At 50.0% G+C, this 21,315-nt stretch carries 12 protein-coding genes; all 12 read left to right on the forward strand.

Annotated elements, in window-relative coordinates; translation table 11 throughout:
• Window positions 1-19 precede the first annotated feature (19 nt).
• The 12 genes from BW941_RS14040 (at window position 20) to BW941_RS14095 (ending at window position 21,311) form a co-directional block, all read left to right on the forward strand.
• A complete protein-coding gene (locus BW941_RS14040; RefSeq protein WP_076517108.1) occupies window positions 20-3,415 on the forward strand; it encodes a type I restriction endonuclease subunit R in 3,396 nt (1,131 codons plus the stop codon).
• A gap of 15 nt (window positions 3,416-3,430) precedes the next feature.
• Window positions 3,431-5,044, forward strand: coding sequence for a type I restriction-modification system subunit M (locus BW941_RS14045; RefSeq protein ID WP_076517109.1), 1,614 nt, complete (start codon window positions 3,431-3,433; stop codon window positions 5,042-5,044).
• Window positions 5,041-6,204: a restriction endonuclease subunit S gene (locus tag BW941_RS14050; protein WP_217693608.1), complete on the forward strand. Its 1,164-nt coding sequence runs from the start codon at window positions 5,041-5,043 to the stop codon at window positions 6,202-6,204. Before BW941_RS14045 ends, BW941_RS14050 begins: the two co-directional genes overlap by 4 nt.
• A 43-nt stretch (window positions 6,205-6,247) precedes the next feature.
• Complete coding sequence (locus tag BW941_RS14055) at window positions 6,248-7,126, forward strand: hypothetical protein (protein ID WP_076517112.1); 879 nt, start codon at window positions 6,248-6,250, stop codon at window positions 7,124-7,126.
• 140 nt (window positions 7,127-7,266) lie between these two features.
• Window positions 7,267-7,569 carry a hypothetical protein gene (locus BW941_RS14060; RefSeq protein ID WP_139325858.1) on the forward strand — a complete coding sequence of 101 codons (303 nt, stop codon included), beginning with the start codon at window positions 7,267-7,269 and terminating at the stop codon, window positions 7,567-7,569.
• A 60-nt stretch (window positions 7,570-7,629) separates the two neighbouring features.
• On the forward strand, window positions 7,630-13,473 hold the full coding sequence (gene proA, locus BW941_RS14065; RefSeq protein WP_076517117.1) for an anti-phage protein ProA: 5,844 nt from the start codon (window positions 7,630-7,632) through the stop codon (window positions 13,471-13,473).
• A 259-nt stretch (window positions 13,474-13,732) separates the two neighbouring features.
• Window positions 13,733-15,439 (forward strand): UvrD-helicase domain-containing protein, encoded by a 1,707-nt coding sequence (locus BW941_RS14070; RefSeq protein ID WP_076517119.1) that lies wholly within the window; start codon window positions 13,733-13,735, stop codon window positions 15,437-15,439.
• Window positions 15,440-16,280: 841 nt separating this feature from the next.
• A complete protein-coding gene (locus BW941_RS14075; protein WP_076517121.1) occupies window positions 16,281-17,381 on the forward strand; it encodes a ComEC/Rec2 family competence protein in 1,101 nt (366 codons plus the stop codon).
• 3 nt (window positions 17,382-17,384) lie between these two features.
• Entirely contained in the window at window positions 17,385-18,023 is a 639-nt protein-coding gene (locus BW941_RS14080) for a hypothetical protein (protein ID WP_076517123.1), read from the forward strand.
• Window positions 18,024-18,410: 387 nt separating this feature from the next.
• A complete protein-coding gene (locus tag BW941_RS14085; protein ID WP_076517125.1) occupies window positions 18,411-19,088 on the forward strand; it encodes a vWA domain-containing protein in 678 nt (225 codons plus the stop codon).
• A 5-nt stretch (window positions 19,089-19,093) separates the two neighbouring features.
• Window positions 19,094-19,780 carry a PP2C family serine/threonine-protein phosphatase gene (locus tag BW941_RS14090; RefSeq protein WP_175607916.1) on the forward strand — a complete coding sequence of 229 codons (687 nt, stop codon included), beginning with the start codon at window positions 19,094-19,096 and terminating at the stop codon, window positions 19,778-19,780.
• Between the two features lie 76 nt (window positions 19,781-19,856).
• Window positions 19,857-21,311, forward strand: coding sequence for a protein kinase domain-containing protein (locus tag BW941_RS14095; RefSeq protein ID WP_076517129.1), 1,455 nt, complete (start codon window positions 19,857-19,859; stop codon window positions 21,309-21,311).
• Window positions 21,312-21,315 lie beyond the last annotated feature (4 nt).

Here is a 21,315-nt window from a genome sequence, read left to right on the forward strand (position 1 = left end):
CATGGATAGAATTACTTACATGAAATCAGTGAACTTCGAATTTCTGCGCCCCGGCAACGACGTCCTTGCGAATCTGGCGGGCCTGGCTGAAGCCGTACTCCATATCGACGCAGGAAGCTGCCTTACGCGTCTGCGTAGCTTTGCAGAAGAGCTGACCAAAGCCATTTACAAAGAAGAGCTGTTGCCACGTATGCCGCAATCCAGCTTCTTTGATCTGGTCAAAAATCCCGTGTTCGAAGACTGCGTCAGCCGGTCGCTGATACATCAGATCAACTTTCTGCGCATACAGGGCAACGAAACTGCCCATGGTGGCGAAGGCGATCTACGCAACGCCGAAATGGCCCTGCAAACAGCGCATCAGCTCGCGACCTACATGGCAGTTAAATACTACGGCCTGAAGAAAGACGACATCCCGCCTTTGGCCGACGTACAAGACCCGACCATCGAGCTGGCTCGGTTGCAGAAATCCGTCTCAAGCTACGAAAAAGAACTACAGAAGCAACAGTCCGAGCTCGAAAGCGTCATGGAGCAGCTCGAACGCGAGCGTGCCCGCAAGCTCGAAAATCTCGATCCTCCCGCAAAACCAGACCAGCAAAAGCGCCAGCAGCAGAGCCAGCAGGTTGCCGACAGCCTGTCATGGAACGAAGCAAAAACACGCAAGCAACTGATCGACGCCATGCTCACCCAGGCAGGTTGGGACGTCACAGATACTGACAAGGTCAGCGAAGAACTCGAAGTCAGCTTTCCCAACAACCCGAGCGGCAAAGGCTACGTCGATTACGTGCTGTGGGGCGATAACGGTCACCCGCTGGCCGTTGTCGAAGCCAAAAAATCAGGCAATACCAACCTTCAGGCAGGGCGTGAACAGGCTCGCCTTTACGCCGACGCAATGGAAGGCATGGGCTTTCAGCGCCCGGTAATTTTCTACACCAACGGCTACGAAACCTTTATCTGGGACGATCATCAATACAACACTTACCGTCCGGTGTATGGCTTCTACAGCAAAGACAGCCTCGAGTATCTGATTTATCAGCGTCACTACCGCGCAGCCGAACTCGAAAAATTCAATCCAGATTTGAACATCGCCGACCGCCCATACCAGATTGAAGCGATCAAAACCGTCGCCGCGCACTTTCAGACACAGCGTCGCAAAGCCCTGATCATTCAGGCCACAGGCACCGGCAAAACCCGCGTTGCCATCGCCCTGGCAGAACTGCTGCTGCGCACCGGCTGGGCAAAGCGGGCGCTGTTTCTATGCGATCGCAAAGAACTGCGGGTACAGGCCGACGACGCCTTTAAACAGAACCTGCCGTCAGAACCACGCTGCGTGATTGGCGAAACCAACGCAATTGACCAGAGCGCACGTATCTACATCGCCACCTATCCGGGCATGATGAACCGCTTCGCTCAGCTTGATGTCGGCTTCTTCGACCTTATCATTGCCGACGAATCACACCGCAGTATCTACAACAAATACCGCGACCTGTTTGACTACTTCGATGCCTTGCAAGTGGGCCTGACCGCAACGCCAGTAAAATTCATCAGCCGCAACACCTTCGACATGTTTGGCTGCGACACCACCGACCCGACCTTCGAATTCGGCCTGGATGCCGCCATCAACAACGAACCGCCATACCTGGTGCCTTACGTCGTAAAAGACCTGACCACCGACTTCCTGCGTAACGGCATGCACTACAGCGACATGACCGACGAACAGAAGCGCCAGCTCGAACAGGATCTCGGCGAAGAAGAAGCCCAGAAAACCACCATCGCGGGTAAAGACATCGGTCGTAAAATCTTCAGTGAAGACACCGACCGCATCATTCTCGAAAACCTCATTAACAAGGGTATCAAAGACGAAACCGGCTCACTCGTGGGCAAAACAATCGTCTTCGCCCAGCGCCAGGACCACGCAGAACACCTCGAAAAACTCTTCTGCAAGCTGTACCCGCAATACGGCACTAAGGTGTGCAAAGTTATTCACAACGCGATACCGCACGTCGACAGTCTGATTAAAGAATTCAAAAAGCCCGACAACGACTTCCGCATCGCCATCTCAGTCGACATGCTCGACACCGGTATCGACGTGCCCGAAGTGGTCAACCTCGTGTTCGCTAAACCCGTGCGTAGCTGGGTGAAGTTCTGGCAGATGATCGGGCGGGGCACGCGTCTGCGCCCGAATCTGTTTGGCCCAGGAAAAGACAAAACCGAATTCCAGATATTCGACCACTACGGCAACTTCGACTTCTTCGAACAGGAATACAAAGAGCCCGAAGACACCGGCAGCAAATCTCTGCTGCAAACCACCTTCGAAGCTCGTATTGAACTCGCGCAGGCCGCACTCAAACAAAACCACGCAGCGGCGTTTGATACGGCCATCGAATTACTCCGCGCCGACATCAACGACCTGCCGGATACCAGCATCGCGGTTAAGCGCGAACTGCGCATCGTGCATCAGCTACAGCAGACTGAACTGCTGAAAGCCTTCGATGCGAAAACACAACATGCGCTGACCAACACAATCGCGCCATTGATGTCAGCCCGTGTACTGCGCGATAAGCACGCCACCCAGCTCGACAAACTCATGGCAACGATAGAGCGCTGCATGGTTGAAAAAGCCAGCTGCTTCGAAGATGGCCGCGATCAGCTACTCCAAGAAATTGACCGCCTGGCCGTCAATATTCAGGCTGTAAGACAGAAAGACGCCATCATCGCTGACGTCCGCAGCGCCGACTTCTGGCAAAAACCTGCAATAGAACGGCTTGAAAAAGCCCGCACCGAACTGCGCGGTATCATGAAATACCGCCACACCGATGGAGGCGGGCTGTTTGCCATGCCCACCACAGGCACAAGTGACAGTAACGTTAAAGAAAATGATCGAGAAGTTAAAATCGCCGGTGCCAACGAAGCCATGCTCTATCGCCGCCGGCTTAAAGACATCCTCGACCACATGATCGACGCCAATCCGACTTTGCAGAAAATACGCAAAGGCGAGCCGATTGCAGAGCCAGAACTGAAAACCCTGACATCAACCATACTCACCAGCCATCCGGGTGTGAGCCTTGATACGCTCAATCAGTTCTACGGGCGCACGGCCGATCAGCTGCATATCACCGTGCGCGAAATCATCGGCCTTGACCCCAAAGCCATCGAAGAACACTTCAAAGGCTTCTTGCATGCGCACCCAACACTCACCGCTCAGCAAGTGCGGTTTATGAACCTGCTGAAAAACTACATCGCCCAGAATGGTACGATTCTGGTCGAAAAACTCTACGATGCGCCATTTACCACCGTATCGCACCGGGGCATCGACGGAGTCTTTACCCAGGACGACGTAGGTGAGTTAATCGCGGTGTTGAAACCCTATATCAAGCAAGAGCCGGCCAACGCAGGCTCAGATACAACCGAATATTAATAAGCGAGCCATTGAATGCTGACTGGCAAAATCCGAAGCGACATCGACCGACTCTGGGAAAAATTCTGGACCGGTGGTATCACCAACCCGTTAACCGTGATCGAACAGATCAGCTACCTCATGTTCGCGCGTATGCTCGACATGCAGGAAGACACCGCAGAACGGATCGCCAAGCGCTCAGGCAAAGACTTCGCCCGCCTGTTTCCTGCCACACCCGAAGGGCAACTGCTGCGCTGGAAAAACTTCAAAAACCTCAGCGGCAAAGAACTGCACGCGCATCTGAAACAAAACGTCTTCCCGTATTTTGCAACGCTCGGTAAAGCCTCCGACGAACAGGACGGCCTTGGCAGTGACGGCAGCGCCATCGAAGCCCTGGGACATATCGGCGAATACATGCAGGATGCCGATCTCGAAATCAAAAACGAATCCGTACTCGTCAGCGCCATCGAAATGGTCGACGAACTGCCCCTGAGCCAAAGCGACGTCAAAGGCGATATCTACGAATACCTGCTCAGCAAACTGACCACCGCAGGCATCAACGGCCAGTTCCGTACCCCTCGTCACATCATCGACGCCATGATCGAACTGATTGCCCCACAGCCAACCGACCGCATCTGCGACCCGGCGTGTGGCACCGCAGGCTTTCTGGCCCGCGTGATGGAATACCTCAATCGCGTACACTCAAGCTCAGAAGCCGACGGCGGCCAGTGGCAGGACGAAGACGGCAACACCCACTACAGCGGGGACCTGCTCGAACCCTACCGCGAACACATCAACAAAGAGATGTTCTGGGGCTTCGACTTTGACACCACCATGCTGCGCGTCAGCAGCATGAACATGGCACTGCACGGCGTAAACGGCGCGAACATTCTCTACCAGGACAGCCTCAGCAAATCTATCAAAGAGAACTTCCCTCAGCAGGAAGAAGACTTCTTCGACGTTATTCTGGCCAACCCGCCTTTTAAAGGTAGTCTCGACGAAACCAACACCAACCCCGACGTACTCGGGATGGTGAAAACCAAAAAAACCGAACTCTTATTTGTTGCCCACATACTGCGTGCACTTAAACTCGGTGGTCGTGCGGCCGTCGTCGTACCCGACGGCGTACTGTTTGGCTCCAGTAAGGCACACAAGCAACTGCGCGCCGAACTGCTCGACAACAACCAGCTCGAAGGCATCATCAGCCTGCCATCCGGAGTGTTTAAACCCTACGCTGGCGTCAGTACCGCCATCATCATCTTTACCAAAGGCGGCAAAACCGACAACGTCTGGTTCTATGATCTTCAGGCCGATGGCTACTCACTCGACGACAAACGCACGCCGTTAAAAGGCGAGGGCAGCAACGACCTGCCGGACGCCATTGCTCAGTGGAAGAAATATATGGCTGGGCGTTTGGCGTCAGATGCCGGACGTCCGACGTCTGACGACTTCAGCGACAAAACCCAAAAAGCCTTCCTCGTCAGCGCCGACGACATCCGTGCCAACAAATATGACCTCAGTATTAATCGCTATAAAGAAGTCGTATACGAAGAAGAAGAATACGAAGACCCGAAAGTGATTCTTCAGAAACTGAAAACGCTGGAGAACGACATTCTGAACGATCTGACTGAGCTGGAGAACATGCTGTGACGTGGCCTATGGTTGCAATAAAAGACGTTGCCAATGTTGTAACCGGAAAAACTCCTTCAAAGTCGGAAGATGACAATTTTGGTGGAGAAATACCTTTTGTTACGCCTGCTGAGCTTAATGGTATCGCTTACGTCTCATCTAGCCCTCAAACAATCACGGAAAAGGGAGCATCAAAACTAAAATTGGTTCCCAGAAATTCAGTAATGGTTTGTTGTATTGGGTCACTAGGCAAGCTTGCAATAGCAGGTCGAGAAGTTGCAACGAATCAGCAGATTAATTCAGTGATCTTTGATGAAAAAAGAGTAGATCCAAAATACGGATACTATGCGCTGTCGACGTTAAAGCCGGTGATGGAAAAGCTTGCCCCATCAACGACGGTTGCCATTATTAATAAAAGTAACTTTGAAGCCTTGGAAATCCCCCTCCCACCACTGGCCGAACAACAACGCATCGCCGCCATCCTCGACAAAGCCGACGCCATCCGCCGCAAACGCCAGCAAGCTATCCAGCTCGCCGACGACTTCCTGCGCGCTGTGTTCCTGGATATGTTTGGGGATCCGGTGAGCAATCCGAAGGGGTGGGAGGTTAGGCCGCTGGGGCAAATTTCAACTTTTGAAAATGGTGATCGATCGTCTGCTTATCCAAGCGGTGACGATCTTGTGTCTGAAGGGGTGTTATTCCTAAGCACGAAGAACATAGTCTCAGACACATTAAGCCTCGAATCCTGTCAGTACATCACTGAAGACAAATACATGGCTTTGTCTCGGGGTAAGGCCAAAAGGGGCGATCTGATTATCACGCTACGAGGAACGCTAGGGTCTTGTTGTGTTTTTGACTGTTGGCATGAAAAAGCCTTTATTAATGCTCAGATGATGATAATTAGACCTGACTTAGGTGTAGGCAATATATTCCTGCATGATTTACTTGTATCGAAGGCCATAAAGAATCGTCTGCAAAGTATTGGGCAAGGCGCAGCAGTACCTCAACTCACTGCAAAGCAATTGAAGGAGCTTCTGCTTCCAATTCCTTCGATTCAGGAACAGAAGAGGTACGAAAAGATTAGAGATTCCGTTTTAACAAGCATAAAAAAAATGCAGTCAGAATCTGGTGTTGGCTTATTTGAAGCAATCTCTCAAAAAGCCTTCCGAGGCGAGCTCTGACCGCCAATCGCTACTCGCCCAACTCACGTAAAAGGAATCACGTATGACAATCAAGCGCGCCGGAGACATGCATCAGTTTACGATCACGGATCATTATCAACTGATGCACTACCTCGAAACAGAAGGCAGGGAGGGCACCGAGCTGCTGCCCCTGCTGAAAAGCAAACTGGGCAGCGCGCTGCGTAGCGAAGTGCAGTCGGTGCGCTACCGCGCCCCGCATCTGGTGGCTATGGTTGCCGAAACCATAGAACCGATAGAGCTGGCTCAGGGTGGGCCGGATGCAGTGCACCCGGTAAGTATTCGCAGCATAACGCTGGATGATTCAGGCCTGAAAGTACACGGCCACTTTGGTTTTACCGAAGCCCTGATCAACACCTGCACTGAGGTGGATATCGCCCTGGATTTAGGCTTGATGTGGCTTGCCGATACAGACGCGATCAACCTGCGTAAAGAGCTCGAATCCCTCAAAGCAGAACTCGACAGTGCACGCGAAATCAACACACTCCTGATCGACCTCGCAAAAACATTAGCCGAAGAAAAAGGCGAACAGCTACAGGAACAGATCATCGACAAAGCCACCGCCACAATGCTGAGTGAATCGGCCGCCTCACAACTCGTCGCCGATACAGACGATGAAGTGGCGGATCTGTTCGGTTCGTCATTAGGCGGCATGCTGCAAGACGATATTCATTGCACGGTTTGGGAGCAGGTTAAACAGCTCCATGTCGTTGACCGTTTAGCACTCTGCCTCTGCGAGCCCGATGAAGAACTCGAAACCTGGGTCGCCAATCAATACGGTGAATTCCCAACGCCAACCTCATGCACCGACATCAAACTCAGCTGCGATACACTCATCGATCAGATGGCTCGTGCGGTTGAGGGGCGGATTTATGAAGCGGCAGGAGTCGAAACCGAAGAATAAGTATGACTAGAGGGAATTCTCAGTCTGAGTAGCTGGATATTTTTGTAACGCTATATAGGCCTTAACAGCTAAATTACCATTTGATAGACCTGTATATCTGAAAAGGAGCTTACCAAATGACGCTATCGTTGGAAAAAATCATGTCTGAATCTGAAATGGCCACTTTAGGTGTATCAGATATGACTGATGAACAGAAACAGGTATTGTCTAACTGGGCAATGGAAATATATCACATGGGCAGACATGTAGTTTCTGATATCGACACTGTGAAATATGACGGTCGCTTGATTATTCTGGATGACGGGAGTCGTTGGGAGGTAGAAGAGTTCGATACAGGGACCTCTGATATGTGGGATTTTATGGATAAGGTTGTCGTCATTGATAATGAAATGTACAAGCTTGACGACTCAGAAAAAGTAGAGGTCACTCAGGATTTCGACTAATTCTGTTTGACCGGTATTTAACGATTTATTGGGTTATCGACTTCATTAGAGGGACTACACATGAGCCAAACCAACCCGCCTGGCGTTTCGATTAACGTTACCTTGCTGGAAAAAATCAACTTTGCGTGTCATCAAAGTGCTTTTCCGGTATTGCGTGAGTTAGTGGTGTGCAACGCTGAGGAAGAGCGCGCGCTGGAGGGGCTGGAACTGCGTATGGAGTCGTCCCCTGGATTCGTCGCTGAGAAGAGTTGGAAGATTGACCGGCTTATCGGCGGCGGGGAGCTCATGATAAAGGATCGTGATATACAGCTGGATGGTGGGTTCTTGTTGGGGCTGACGGAGTCGATGAAGGGCTCTGTTCGCTTTACGTTGCTACAGAACGACGAGGTTCTCTGTGATCACGTGCAGCCTGTGGAGTTATTGGCCTATAACGAGTGGGGCGGCAATCATTATATGCCTGAGTTGCTGGCGGCTTTTTGTACTCCGAATGATCCGGCTGTTGATCGCGTTTTGGGCAAAGCCAGCCAGGTGTTGCGGAAGGCTGGTAAAGCTGACTCTATTGACGGTTATCGCGGCGGCAGCCGGCAACGGGTATGGGAACTAGCGTCGGCTATTTATTCGGCCATAGTTAATCAGAAAATTGGCTACGCTCTGCCTCCTTCCAGTTTCGAGCGTAACGGCCAGAAAATTCGCTCACCTGGTGCCATAGATGACAGTAAGGTCTCTACCTGTCTGGATACTACACTGCTATTTGCTGCGGCGTTTGAGCAGGCAGCGTTGAACCCGATTGTCGTGCTAACTGAAGGCCATGCGTTGGTGGGGCTTTGGCTGGAGCCTGAGGATTTCAGCAGTGTGATGATCACCGATGCCGAGTTGCTCAGGCAACGGTTGGCTTTGAAAGAATTGATTCTGATTGAGACAACGTTGGCCACACAGCATCCATCAGTGCCATTTTCGCAGGCAGTGCAGGTCGGCTGTAAAGCGGTAGCGCTCGATAAAGATAGCGACTTTGTCGCAGCGATAGACATCCGCAGAGCCCGTGACCACCGTATTAATCCATTAGCACTGGTTGTACAGCGTCATAATGATGTCAGCGGTGAGTTAGAAGAATCCGTCGAATCGGCATTTGAAGAAGCGCCTCTGCTGCCGTCGTTTACTGTACCTGTCAGTGAGGATGAAACACCTCTCAATGCGACAGGCCGCATGGAACGCTGGCAAAGCAAGCTGCTCGACTTATCTGCACGTAATCCCTTACTGAATTTTCGACCAGGTAAGAGCAGCTTGTCATTTGTACACGCGAATCCGGCCGAACTCGAAGATATGCTCGCGGCCGGTGCCCGTATCACAGTCTCACCATTTCCAAAGCTGAATGGTGCCGATCAGGATGAAGAAATCTACAGTCAGCGTAGCGGTGAAGAACTGAAAGAAGGTTACGCGCGCGAAGCATTGCAGAAAAAGCAGCTACTGGTTGATAGAAGCCAGGAAGAGCTCGATAAATCGACAGTTGAAATCTATCGTAAGGCTCAGACTTCATTGAAGGAAGGTGGGTCAAACACTCTTTTCCTGGCGATTGGCTTTCTGCTATGGAAGCAGAATGAAAAGGATTCGAAGCGCTATCGTGCGCCTCTCATTCTGTTGCCGGTGACACTTGAGCGTAAATCGGTTCGCAGTGGTATTAAAATCGTGGCTAGTGACGATGAACCAAGATTCAATACAACGCTGCTGGAATTATTGAAGAAGGACTTTGGTATTGAGTTGCGTGGCTTGCACGGGGCGTTACCCGAAGATGCCAGCGGCGTTGATGTTGAGGGGATATGGCATCAGGTTCGGCTGGCAATCAAGGATTTGCCTGGCTTTGAGGTCATTGAAGAGGTGGTGCTAGGGCATTTTTCATTTGCCAAATATTTAATGTGGAAGGATCTGGTAGATCGTGAAGATGCCCTGCGGGAAAGCCCGGTTGTTCGACATTTACTTGATAGCCCCAGAGAGCCATACGAAAGTGATATCCGCTTTGTCGATGCCGATCATATTGATCGTGATTATGCACCGTCGGATCTGCTTACACCGCTGCCTGCCGATTCTTCGCAGATGGCGGCGGTGGCAACCGCGGATCGTGGCAAGGATTTCGTCATTATCGGACCGCCAGGCACAGGTAAAAGTCAGACTATCAGTAACCTGATTGCCCATATGTTGGGTAAAGGTAAAAAGGTGTTGTTTGTTTCAGAAAAAACAGCGGCACTGGAGGTGGTGCACCGGCGACTTAAAGATATTGGGCTGGGTAATTTCTGCCTTGAGTTACATTCTAATAAAGCCCGTAAGGCTGATGTACTTGATCAATTGCGTTCATCCTGGACTTTGGCGGGCAGGTCGTCGGCGGAGGAATGGCAAGCTGAGGCTGTTCGTATTAAGTCGCTGCGTGATCGATTAAATACGCTGGTAAACAGTTTGCATCAGCGTTATTCCAATGGGTTGACTCCGCATTACGCAATGGGCGTAAGCATTCGTGATAACGATCTGGCTGCGAAAGCCGAGTTTAGTTGGAACTCTGCCAATGTGCATACACAAGATGATTTGAACAGGTTGCGGGAGGTGGCCGAGATTCTGCAGGTTCAGGCATTAGCGATAGGTGATGTCAGCCAGAATGAACTTGCGTCTATTGATCACTCCGATTGGACGCCGCAGTGGCAAGAGAAACTGGTTGCGCAGGTACAACAATTGGATCGCGCAGCTATTGCTTTGAATAAACGTCTGTCGGAGCTGCTCTCAGCACTAGGCATTGATGTTCAGATACACGAAGTTGAACGCTTGCAGGCGTTACGGGAGCTGGGTCAGGTATTGCTGGACTCTCATCGTCAGTCATCGTCGTTTGCTTTGGAGCCGGATGGTGTAGACAGACTAGAGGCGATGGAGTCGGTTATCGGCTTACTTAAGGACTATGTGAAGGCACAGTCGAATTTGAGTTGTCAGTATGCTTTGCGAGCCTGGCAAAATCTTGATCTGGTTCAGTTCGAGCAGCGTTGGCAGCAGGCTACTACGAGTTGGTGGCCCAAAAGTTGGTTCGCTAAGCGTTCGTTAATCAAAGAGGCCAAGCAAGCCGGAGCACAGGGTGAGCCCGATCTGAGCGCGGATATCACGCTGTTGAAGGAGATGAAGTCATCTGCTGAGAAAATTGATCAGCTGGAGAATTTGCTTGCTGGTCTGAAAGGGTGGCAATCGTACGAGACTGATCCTGAAGAGTTAAATCAGTTGCAGTTATTGGGTGCTCGGGCACGTATTGCTGTAGGTAAACTGGCTGATAATGCCGATACGCTGATGGCTTTCAGAAGCCGGATCAGAACCTTGCTCTATGACGGTAATGATCTATTGGCTGCCGATGCGCCCGTTGGGCGAAGTATTCTCGCGTTCTTGGAAGAATTGGCACTATTCGATGATCTGCTGACTCAGATAAGGAAGCTTGCAGGGGAGTCTGTATGGTCAACGCTGGAGTACTCTGACACTGTTTTACCTGCTGTTTCTGAATGGTGCCAGCGTATCAGTAGTAATCAGCAGTCGTTGCGTGACTGGTGTGCCTGGGTTCGTCGGCGTAATGAAGCCATTGACCTACAGCTCGGTTCGTTGGTATCTGGAATTGAGCAGGGCGTGATTGCAGCGGAGGATATTCGCGACACCTTTGAGGCGGCGTACTGCCAATGGTGGTCGAAAGCCGTGATAGGCGAAAATACCTTACTGAGCTCGTTTTCGTCTGCAGAGCACGAAGCGGCCATTCAGTCTTTCCGTGAGCTGGATACTCGCTTTAGTCAATTAACCGCTGAGTATATTGCCGCTAAGCTGTCTGGTCAGATGCCTGATCAGGATGATGTTAAGAAAAGCTCTTCCTGGGGAGTTCTGCGCCACGAGTTACAGAAGAAAACCAGACACAAACCTGTACGGGAAATGTTAGAACAGATACCTGATGTGGTAACAACTCTGGCACCTTGTCTGATGATGTCGCCACTGTCGATAGCTCAGTTTCTGTCAGCCGATCAATCACTATTTGATGTGGTGATTTTTGATGAAGCATCGCAAATAACCGTTTGGGATGCTGTAGGCGCACTGGCGAGAGGTAAGCAGGTTATTGTTGCTGGTGACCCGAAGCAAATGCCACCGACGAATTTTTTCGCACGCGCTGATAACGATCCAGATGGCGACTTGGATGTCGAAGGTGATCTGGAAAGTATTCTTGATGAACTGATCGGAGCCAGCATTCCGTCCCGCGTGCTTAATCTGCATTATCGTTCGCGCCGCGAAAGTCTGATTGCCTTTTCCAACAGCCGCTACTACGACAATTCTTTGATTACATTCCCTGCGCCTGTTCATCCAGACAAAGGCGTTCGCCTGGTAAAACCAGAGGGTTTTTATGCGCGTGGTAAAGCCCGTCATAATCAAGGTGAGGCAAAAGCGATTGTTGAGGAGATTCTTAGCCGTGTGACGTCATCGGATGAAAACGTCCGTAACCAGTCGATTGGTGTTGTTACTTTTAATACTGAGCAACAAAGCCTGATAGAAGACTTACTGGATAAGGCACGTTCCGCAGATCCGTCGATTGAATGGGCATTTTCGGATGAGCACTCGCTGGAGCCGGTTTTCGTGAAAAACCTCGAGTCGGTTCAAGGTGATGAGCGTGATGTTATCCTTTTCAGTATTACGTATGGCCCTGACGAAGCTGGCCATGTGACGATGAACTTTGGTCCGCTTAACAGAACCGGTGGTGAGCGCCGATTGAACGTAGCTATGACGCGTGCTCGTTCTGAGATGGTTGTGTTCTCAACCTTGTCGGCTGATCAGATTGATCTTGGCCGTACCAAAGCAACGGCGGTGGCTGATCTGAAGCATTTCCTGGAATATACAGAGCGTGGCGCTTCTGCGCTTGGCGCGGCTGTACATGGTTCTCTGGGAGACTTTGAATCACCGTTTGAAGTTGCGGTTGCCAGAGGCTTACAGCAAAAAGGCTGGACAGTACACCCACAGGTGGGGGTGTCTGCTTATAGGATCGATCTTGGTGTAGTGCATCCGGATATTCCCGGCATTTACTTGTCTGGGGTTGAGTGTGATGGTGCGATGTATCACAGTTCAGCCTATGCCAGAGAGCGTGACAAGATTCGTCAGCAAGTTCTGGAAGGGCTGGGTTGGCATATGGTGCGAGTCTGGTCGACTAACTGGTGGGTAAATCAGAAATACGAAATCGACTTGTTACATACCAAGCTTACCGAGCGACTGGCTGAAGATCGGCAACGTCGTCAGGCGCTCGAGGCTTCCGGCCAGCCGCTTACTACAGATAAAAAAGTGTCCGACGACGATGCCGACGGTACTGAAGAGGACAAGCTACCGGCAAAGTTAGCGGGTTTGGTTGCTGATTCCGAGTCCGATATGATTGAAGATTATAAGATATCGGATTTGTCCATCTTTAACCTCAATACGATTCAGTTTTATGACGATGCATACAGCACATCCTTGGCTGAAATGATCAGGACGGTTGTCAACTCCGAAGGACCGGTTCATGAATTATTGCTGTTGCAGCGTATCGCGAGAGCCCATTCTTTCAAACGCGCTGGAACAAAAATGCTTGATCGCGTAAATGATCTTGCTTCGGCACATTGTGGATGCAGTGAAGAGAGTACTGGTAGATTCTGGTGGCCGGAAGGAGTAGGTGAAACGGATAAGGAGCGCTATGCGCGAGTGAATAATCGCTCGGAAGAGACCGCCAAACCTGATTGGATTTGTGATACAGAGCTGAAAAATATTATCAAGTGCAGAGGATTGGATAATGACCCAGCTGGATTGTGTCGAGTATTGGGAATTCAGCGATTAACAGCCAATGTCAAGGAGCGTCTCGAGAGACTACTGCAAGAAGAGGATATTTCGTAGGTATGTCTTTTCCAGTCGAGAAAGAACTCGTTATTCCGTCGCATCCAGTGCCTTGTTCGACTTGTCAGAATCTGACCAAGTGTTTTAAACGGAAACATACTTCAACGGTATTGAACGTAGATGTAATGTTTTGATTTTCAGAATGATGGATTCTGTTCAAAGGAGATGGATTGGTGAATACCGCCTTCGATCTACCTCTGTAATGATTAATGACTCTGATCCGCAGGTTAGTAATAAGCTAAATTTTTAGGTAATAGAAATGGACACCTTAGTCTTACAGAAGCATTTACTCAAACTGATCGAATTACACGCACCGATTAAAGCCCGCAATCTGGCTAAAATTCTTTCCGATGAGTTCGGTAAGCATGTTGATCGTAGTGCAGTGAATTCAGCACTGTATTCGCTTAAAGCAGAGCGTAAGGTTGAGGTCAATTCAAGCTATGAGTGGAGTCTTGATGGTAAAACGGCGGCCCCGAAAAGCGCCTCAACCCGTAAGCCTCCTGAGCCGGAAGAAGAGGTAACACCTGTTTCCCCGGAGATTACGTTTACCCCAGAACAGCAGGCGGTCATTGACCTTGATCCTGCGGATCATCTGTTGATTCGCGGCCAGGCTGGTAGTGGCAAAACAACCGTCCTGGCAGCTCGTGCTGGTCGTATTTTGTCGGCGATGAACAAAGGCTCGCTGCTTTTTCTGACCTATAACTCGGCATTATCGGCCTATGTGAAGAAGGCTTTCGCTAAGTCGGGTATGAAGAACACTATTGATGTTCAGACTTTTCATGAATGGGCGCGGGGTTGCGCGAAATCACTGGGGTTTGAATTCAGTGGCTGGGTTGATGGTAAGGCGAGAAGTGAGCAGCTTCGTGAACTGATTGAAACAGCCCGGGCAGAAGTCGGTGACCACCGGTTATATCAGCTTAAAGAACATCCTGAATTGTTGGCCTGGTGGGGCGACGAGATCGCGTGGCTGTTTGGTCAGTACATGATCCGGCTGGACGATTATCTTGCTGTCGAGCGGACAGGCCGGGGTACTTCTGTGCGGGTATCGCAGGAGGACCGGCGTTTTATCTGGTGTGCTTTCGAGCTGTATGAAGAGTGGCTGGAAGAGACAAAGCAGGAAGATTACGACAACCCAGCGGGGCTGGTACTTCGAGCGTTACGCGAAGGTGGAAAAATCCTGCCGGATAAGCTGCGTTACGATCATGTGATGATTGATGAAGTACAGGATTTCGATAAAAGCTGGCTACTGGCCGCAGTAAAAATTCCTCGTGTCTCATTGAGTATGGCGGGTGATCTCGCTCAGAAAATTTACAAACGGAGTTTCAGTTGGTCGTCTGTGGGGATTCAGGTTCAGGGTGGCCGGTCGCGTCGTTTATCGGCGAGTCACCGTACGACCAAACAGATTATGGATGTGGCCGCACACCTGTTGATAGATAACGAAGTGACAAGTAACAGTGATTACACTGCCCCTGAGCGACCGATGAAAAGCGGCGATAAGGTTAAAATGATTATCGGCGCTAACCCGAAGGATGCGTACGATAAGGGTTATGACTGGATTGCTAAGCAGTTCAAGCGCCTGAGAAGCACAACCGTTGCGGTGGTTTTGCCTTTTTCCCGGCAGATGTACCCGGCTAAAATGGCGCTCGAGAAACGTGGCCTGAAGGTCCAGAGTGCAAAAGGTGCAGGTCTGGGCGGTTTTGATGGTGGTGTTGTCGTCACGACATTTCATCAGCTGAAAGGTCTCGAGTTTGACCACGTCGTCATTATGGGCCTGCATGACGCTCAATACCCGGCCCGCCTTCTGGAACGGTTGCCTGAAGAAGATCACACTGAAGAAATCAGCCTGATGAAGCGCGTTTTGTATGTTGCGATGACTCGGGCAAAGGTAAGTGTGACGCTTATCGGTTCGAAACCCTTCTGTCGCCTTTATGATGACGTGCCTGTGAGCATGTTTGAAGAAGTTTAGTTTTTCAGCATTATACGGAACACAGAACTTTACTAAAGAGTTTAGCTTATCAACTTTGAGTGAACAGATAGTATTCATTGAAATTTATGTTTTTATTGTTGTCCATTCGATAGTTTCATGAGATCGCAGATCTCTCGACGCTGGATAGCGGGAAAGTATCTCCGAGATGCTCAGTCGATTGCACGGCAGTTGCGATGAAGCCTTTATTCAGAGTTAGTAAAAAGGTTCTACTGGTTGGTAACTTTTTTAATCTGACTTCTAACGCAGTGCTTACCTGTTGATTCGCGCTGCAGTTCAGGCAGGTTGTACCCAGCTAACCATCGCGACTACCTGTGACTGCGCATCATCCGACAGAGTCTGGGCTAATGAATATCAGAATCTGGTTCCAGACGATTTTCAGTGTAAGTGGCTTAAGGTGCCTGACAGGTTTTCCATGATCGGTATCTGATCACCGATACGGGAGCAATCACAGCGGAGAATGGTTTCTCTGTAGCACCTCAGCAGGGTACGGCTGCCGATAAAGTGAATTTATCTTATTGCTCGTTCGATGAGGCTAATACGGTGAAGCAGCAGATAAAGGAATTAGAAGTTGATGGTCGAGCCTGCCTGATTTGGAGTAACTCAACTGGTCGTGGGCATGTTTCGTTAAGTATTGCGAACTTAGGTGAGCGTTATTGGGTGCTGATTCACTATAATAAATATTATTATTTCATAATTTTTATTATGAATTAAGGGTGCGTACTTTAACGCTGACTCTGCTAAGTTGTTGAATGTTAAGTAAAAACAATCTTGGCATGCCGTTTGATATACCTCTGTTGAATTAATGATACGAGGTAAGCAAATGGGATACGAAATCGATTTTCTGGGTGTAGGTGAAGAGTCTAAGAGTGGCGATGCGATAGCGATTCGCTTCGGTAATTTGCACGGAAGCAGAGAGGAGCAAACGGTCGTCATTATTGATGGCGGCTTCAGTGATACTGGCTCAGCTCTGGTTGAGCATGTCAAAACACACTTTGGCACCGAGCAGGTAGATCTGGTTATTAATACGCATCCGGATCAGGATCATCTCAATGGTCTTGAAACGGTGTTGAACGAACTGGATGTGCAAGAATTCTGGATTCATCAGCCGTGGAATCACAATGAAGGGCTGGCGGCCAAATTTAAGGACGGCCGTATCACTGATAGCAGTATCGGTGAGCGCCTAGCAAAAACTCTTGAGCGTGCATGTTCGCTGGTTGCGTTGGCTGAAGCGAAGGATGTGCTTGTCCGTGAGCCTTTCGCTGGGCTGACTGATTCATCGGGTGTTGTTGAAGTTCTTGGCCCGACTGTCGATTACTACGAATCATTGATTCCTGATTTTGACGGCCTGCCTGAAAAGGCCGCGCTATCTACTGCGATGGAAAGTCTCTCTACGGTTTTTGATGCGGTTAAATCCAAACTCCGGAAAGTCTTTGCTACGTGGGGCGAGGATAAGATTTATGACGACGGTGTAACGTCTGCGAAAAACAATTCCAGCGTAATCACTCAGCTTACATTGGATGGGCGTCGCTTTTTGTTTACAGGGGACTCAGGTATCGAAGCGCTTGAGCAGGCCGCAGACGTTATCGATGCTTATCACGCTCACAATGAGTTGCGGTTGATTCAGATTCCGCATCACGGCAGTCGTCGCAATATAGGCCCTACGCTACTTGATCGTTTGCTTGGTACTCATGTATCAACGGGGGAGACGATTGATGTTGTGGCCATTGTGTCTACGGCTAAGAACGGCGAACCAAAACACCCACGAAAGGCAGTTTTGAATGCATTCACTCATCGTGGTGCCAAGGTGCTTGTTACAAAAGGTAATGGCATTCGTCACGTGAAGGATGCTCCCGGGCGTATAGGGTGGAGCCCGCTTACACCTGAGCCTTATCATTATGAGTATGAAGAGGAGGAGGCTTAAACTATGCCGATATCTCTTAAAGCTCAGAATGTTGTGCCCCTTACCGTGTTAGTTCTATTGCAGGTTTACTTAGTTCTTTGCCTTGCACAGGGGGCGCTGGATCTCGGTGGGATCATATCGAGTATGGAGTCTGCCAGTCTCATGCTTCTTCTTAACGTGGTGATCGTATGGTTGTCCTATTTGGTTCCGGCGGATATCAAGAATGGGATGGTGTTTTTCCGGGTGAGAAATGCCTTACCGGGACACCGGTTCCTTTCGTTGATGAAGTCTGACCCTCGAATTGATGTCGCCCGTATACACGCGATCCATGACCTGAGTAGTTTGGTAAGTGACGAGAGTGCTCAGAACAGCTTCTGGTACCAGGTGTTCTACAAGCCGAATACCGCCAGAATGGAGATCAAATCCGCACACAAGTCTTATCTGCTGTATCGCGATGCCTGCGCGGTATCGCTGATACTCTGCGGCGTATATTGTTTGGTTTCGTGGCTATCGCCCGCGTATCTGGGGGGCTCGGATTCTTTGTACGGTCTTGTGTTTATTGTGTTCGCTCTGGGCTTCGCTCTTTCTGCGAATAATACGGGAAAGCGGATGGTTACTACAGCGATTGCTTTGTCTACGGCTAAGGCCGGTACGGATGAGTGATTTTTGGCTGGGCTTGTTCCATCCTGTGGAACTCTCTTTTCTAAGCTGTGGCGACTAATGGGTGTCGATTTAGCGTAAGATTTTACGTCTCTCTCTGAGAAGTCTCTGTGTTTAGTTCATTCGGAAATGAATGGCCGCTTGACTCAGAAGTGAAGTGTTTTGTCGCCCCCGCTACTGTTTGTGGGAAATTACGCAGAGGGTGGTTCAAACACTCCAGTATTGAATCTGGCGAGGCTGCAAGAAAAGTTAACAAGAATAAGAAAAATTACATCAAAGGCCGGTCTGCTAAAGATGTGGCCATCGTAACAATCTGTTTTTAATGAGTTTGTTGATTTGGCACGGCCTGTGCTGAATCACTTGGAGTATCTTTTTTAAGGAATATTTTATATGACTATTGGTGATTTTGTTGCAAAGGCTGCGAAACCTCTCCCGGTAATTGTGCTTGCGGATGTCAGTGGCAGTATGGCCCAGGACGGTAAGATCGAAGCGTTGAACGATGCCTTAAAAAGCATGGTATCGAGCTTCGCCGAAGAAGGGCGTCTGAACGCTGAAATTCAACTGGGTTTGATAACGTTTGGTATGACGGTTCGTGACCATCTGCCTTTGACGCCTGCTCATAAAATTGACGGTATTCAGCGTCTTGACGCTAATGGCCCCACGCCAATGGGAGCCGCTTTTGATCGCGTAACTCAGTTACTTGAAGATAAAGAAATCATCCCATCCCGTGCGTACCGACCGGTAGTAATTCTTCTGTCAGATGGTCACCCAACAGACGACATGCGCGGCCCGTTTGAACGACTGGCGTCGAGCGAACGTGCAAGCAAAGCTACTCGTTTATCGCTTTCCATTGGCTCTGATGCGAATGAAGCTGTTCTGCGCGATTTTTCGAATGACCCCGAAGCTCCTTTGTTCTTCGCCCATGATGCGAAGGATATTCGTAATTTCTTCCGTGCAGTGACTATGAGTGTGTGCGCGCGTTCGCGCAGTGCGAAACCCAACAGTCCAGTCAAAATTGAATATCGCCCGGGCGATGATGACGACGATCTGCTAGAACTGGATCTCTGATTCTGGTGCGCCGTTTTTTCAGTGCATCGGTCATTGGCCCCGGTCATGTCAGTGATGGGCTACCGAATCAGGATTATCAGCTGCATCGCCAAGCTCAACATTGCTGGTGCGCTGTCGTGTGTGATGGGATGGGCTCCCGACCTGATTCTGGTATTGGTTCCCGCGAGGCAGCGAAAGCAGTGTGGGCGTCGGTGAAGTCTTTGCCCTTTGACGTGCCGGACAAAGTTCTCGTGCAGACTTTTTATCAAGGCTGGCTGCAGCAGTTAAAACTATTAAATATTGGAGCAGCCGACGCGGTAACGACCTGCCTTCTGGTTTGGGGTCTGCCCGACGGGCGTTTTCGTTATGCGCATCTTGGCGATGGCTTGTTGGCATCGCCCCGTGGTGTGATTTCTGAATGTGAAGACGAACGTTTCAGTAATGAAACCACAGGGTTGGGGATTTCCCGGCAGTTATCCGACTGGCGCTTTGGTGTGGGTAGCTTGAAAGACTATGGGGGCTGCCTGGTATTGATGACTGATGGTATCAGCGAAGATCTGACTGATGTAAGCGCGTTTACTGCGTGCCTGGCAGGCACCCTGAAAACTAAAAGTTACCGCGTCGGCAAACGGTGGTTAAACAGGTTGTGCAATGACTGGCCGACACCTGGCCATAGTGATGATAAAACAATAGTGGTTGTCCATTGCTTATAGCCCACTACGCATAAAAAAGTGCCTATAAGAGCAGTTCCCATAAAAAGTGATGAGCAATTTCAGCAGGAAGCAAGTAATGACTGAGCAAACAGACACAGAGCAAAACGTGAACGCGGCCTCGAAAAAAGAGCGCCTGGTTCTGGATGAGTATGGTGCTGAATACACCCTTATTAAAAAACTAAACTCTGGCGGGCAAGGCGTTGTCTGGACGACGAATCATCACAACACGTTGGTAAAAACGTCAAATCAGAAGGATCAGCAAAAACGAAAGCGCTGGAGTGATCATATCCGCTGGATATTGCGGCAGGATCTTGAAGGGTTTTCGATCGCTTCACCAAAAGCTTTGATTACTAAGCCAGTGCCGGGTTATGTGATGGAGCTGATGGATGGTCTTCATGCGCTGGAAAAGGATATGCAACGCAACCTTGATGCTTTGAGTAATGGCGAGGGACTTCAGGGGTTTTTAAATACCGGTGGGCTTCGCCGCCGCTTGCTGTTGTTATCTGAGTTGGCAGGTACCCTGGCCCGCTTGCATGGTAAGGGTCTGGCGTATGGCGATTTATCTCCAAGTAATGTCTACGTATCTGAAAGTATCGGAGACTCCCGCCTTTGGTTGATCGACTGTGACAACATCTGCACAAACGAGCGAGCTGGCTGGGAACATTTGTATACACCTGGGTACGGTGCGCCTGAGGTTGTGCGTGGTGAGTCGGGTGTTAATAGTCTGACGGACGCGTGGTCGTTTGCTGTGATTGCTTATCAGCTTCTGACAAGTAATCACCCATTAATCGGAGAGCTGGTCGACGAGGGTGGTGATTTTGATGGCATCGAAGACTTTGATGATCTGAGCCCCGAAGAATTACAGGACAAAGCATTCAGTGGTGAAATTCCCTGGATCTGTGACCCGGAAGATGACCGTAATGCTGCTGAAGGCGGTATTCCTATGCGAATGGTGGCTTCTCCTCAGATGCAGACACTTTTTCATCGTACCTTCGAGCAAGGTCGGAATAGCGCCTGGGATCGCCCAACGATGGCTGAATGGCGGAGTGCTATTGACGAGGCCGACGCTTTGACGATGGACTGCCATAACAGTGAGTGCCGGAGTACATTTATTCGCAGCAAAAACTGCCCATTCTGTGATTCAGAAACGTCAATCGATAACCACCTGTTGATGACTGCGTTGGTGTATGCCGATGATCCAGAGCTTGATCGTAGTTTGTTGAAAATGGGTTATGGTCGTGTGGTTAATATGGATGAAACCATCACGTTTAAGCGCATACCTGCAGGTACTCCTGTGCATCACGATTCCGAAGATGTTTTCCAGGTTCGCCTGACCCACGAAGGTATGGCTTTGAAGGTTGTTCCGGGGCAACAAATTACCATTAAGGCTAACGATAATGCTCGCGAGATTACTCAGGGATTCACGCTCCCGCAGCATAAAAAGCAGCGCCGAAAGTATTTTATCCACCTGACGACAGATACCAGCCCGGATGACGTGGTTACGCATCCGGTATGGGCGTTTATCTGGTAAGGAG

Source organism: Thalassolituus maritimus, assembly GCF_900156675.1.
In the GTDB taxonomy this organism is placed as follows: domain Bacteria; phylum Pseudomonadota; class Gammaproteobacteria; order Pseudomonadales; family Oceanobacteraceae; genus Thalassolituus; species Thalassolituus maritimus.

Bases quoted from the DNA above. Each gene is read 5' to 3' on its own strand.
- BW941_RS14060 (WP_139325858.1), top strand. From the start codon at position 7,267: ATGTCTGAATCTGAAATGGCCACTTTAGGTGTATCAGATATGACTGAT.
- BW941_RS14040 (WP_076517108.1), top strand. From the start codon at position 20: ATGAAATCAGTGAACTTCGAATTTCTGCGCCCCGGCAACGACGTCCTT.
- BW941_RS14095 (WP_076517129.1), top strand. From the start codon at position 19,857: ATGACTGAGCAAACAGACACAGAGCAAAACGTGAACGCGGCCTCGAAA.
- BW941_RS14070 (WP_076517119.1), top strand. From the start codon at position 13,733: ATGGACACCTTAGTCTTACAGAAGCATTTACTCAAACTGATCGAATTA.
- proA (WP_076517117.1), top strand. From the start codon at position 7,630: ATGAGCCAAACCAACCCGCCTGGCGTTTCGATTAACGTTACCTTGCTG.
- BW941_RS14075 (WP_076517121.1), top strand. From the start codon at position 16,281: ATGGGATACGAAATCGATTTTCTGGGTGTAGGTGAAGAGTCTAAGAGT.
- BW941_RS14085 (WP_076517125.1), top strand. From the start codon at position 18,411: ATGACTATTGGTGATTTTGTTGCAAAGGCTGCGAAACCTCTCCCGGTA.
- BW941_RS14055 (WP_076517112.1), top strand. From the start codon at position 6,248: ATGACAATCAAGCGCGCCGGAGACATGCATCAGTTTACGATCACGGAT.
- BW941_RS14045 (WP_076517109.1), top strand. From the start codon at position 3,431: ATGCTGACTGGCAAAATCCGAAGCGACATCGACCGACTCTGGGAAAAA.
- BW941_RS14080 (WP_076517123.1), top strand. From the start codon at position 17,385: ATGCCGATATCTCTTAAAGCTCAGAATGTTGTGCCCCTTACCGTGTTA.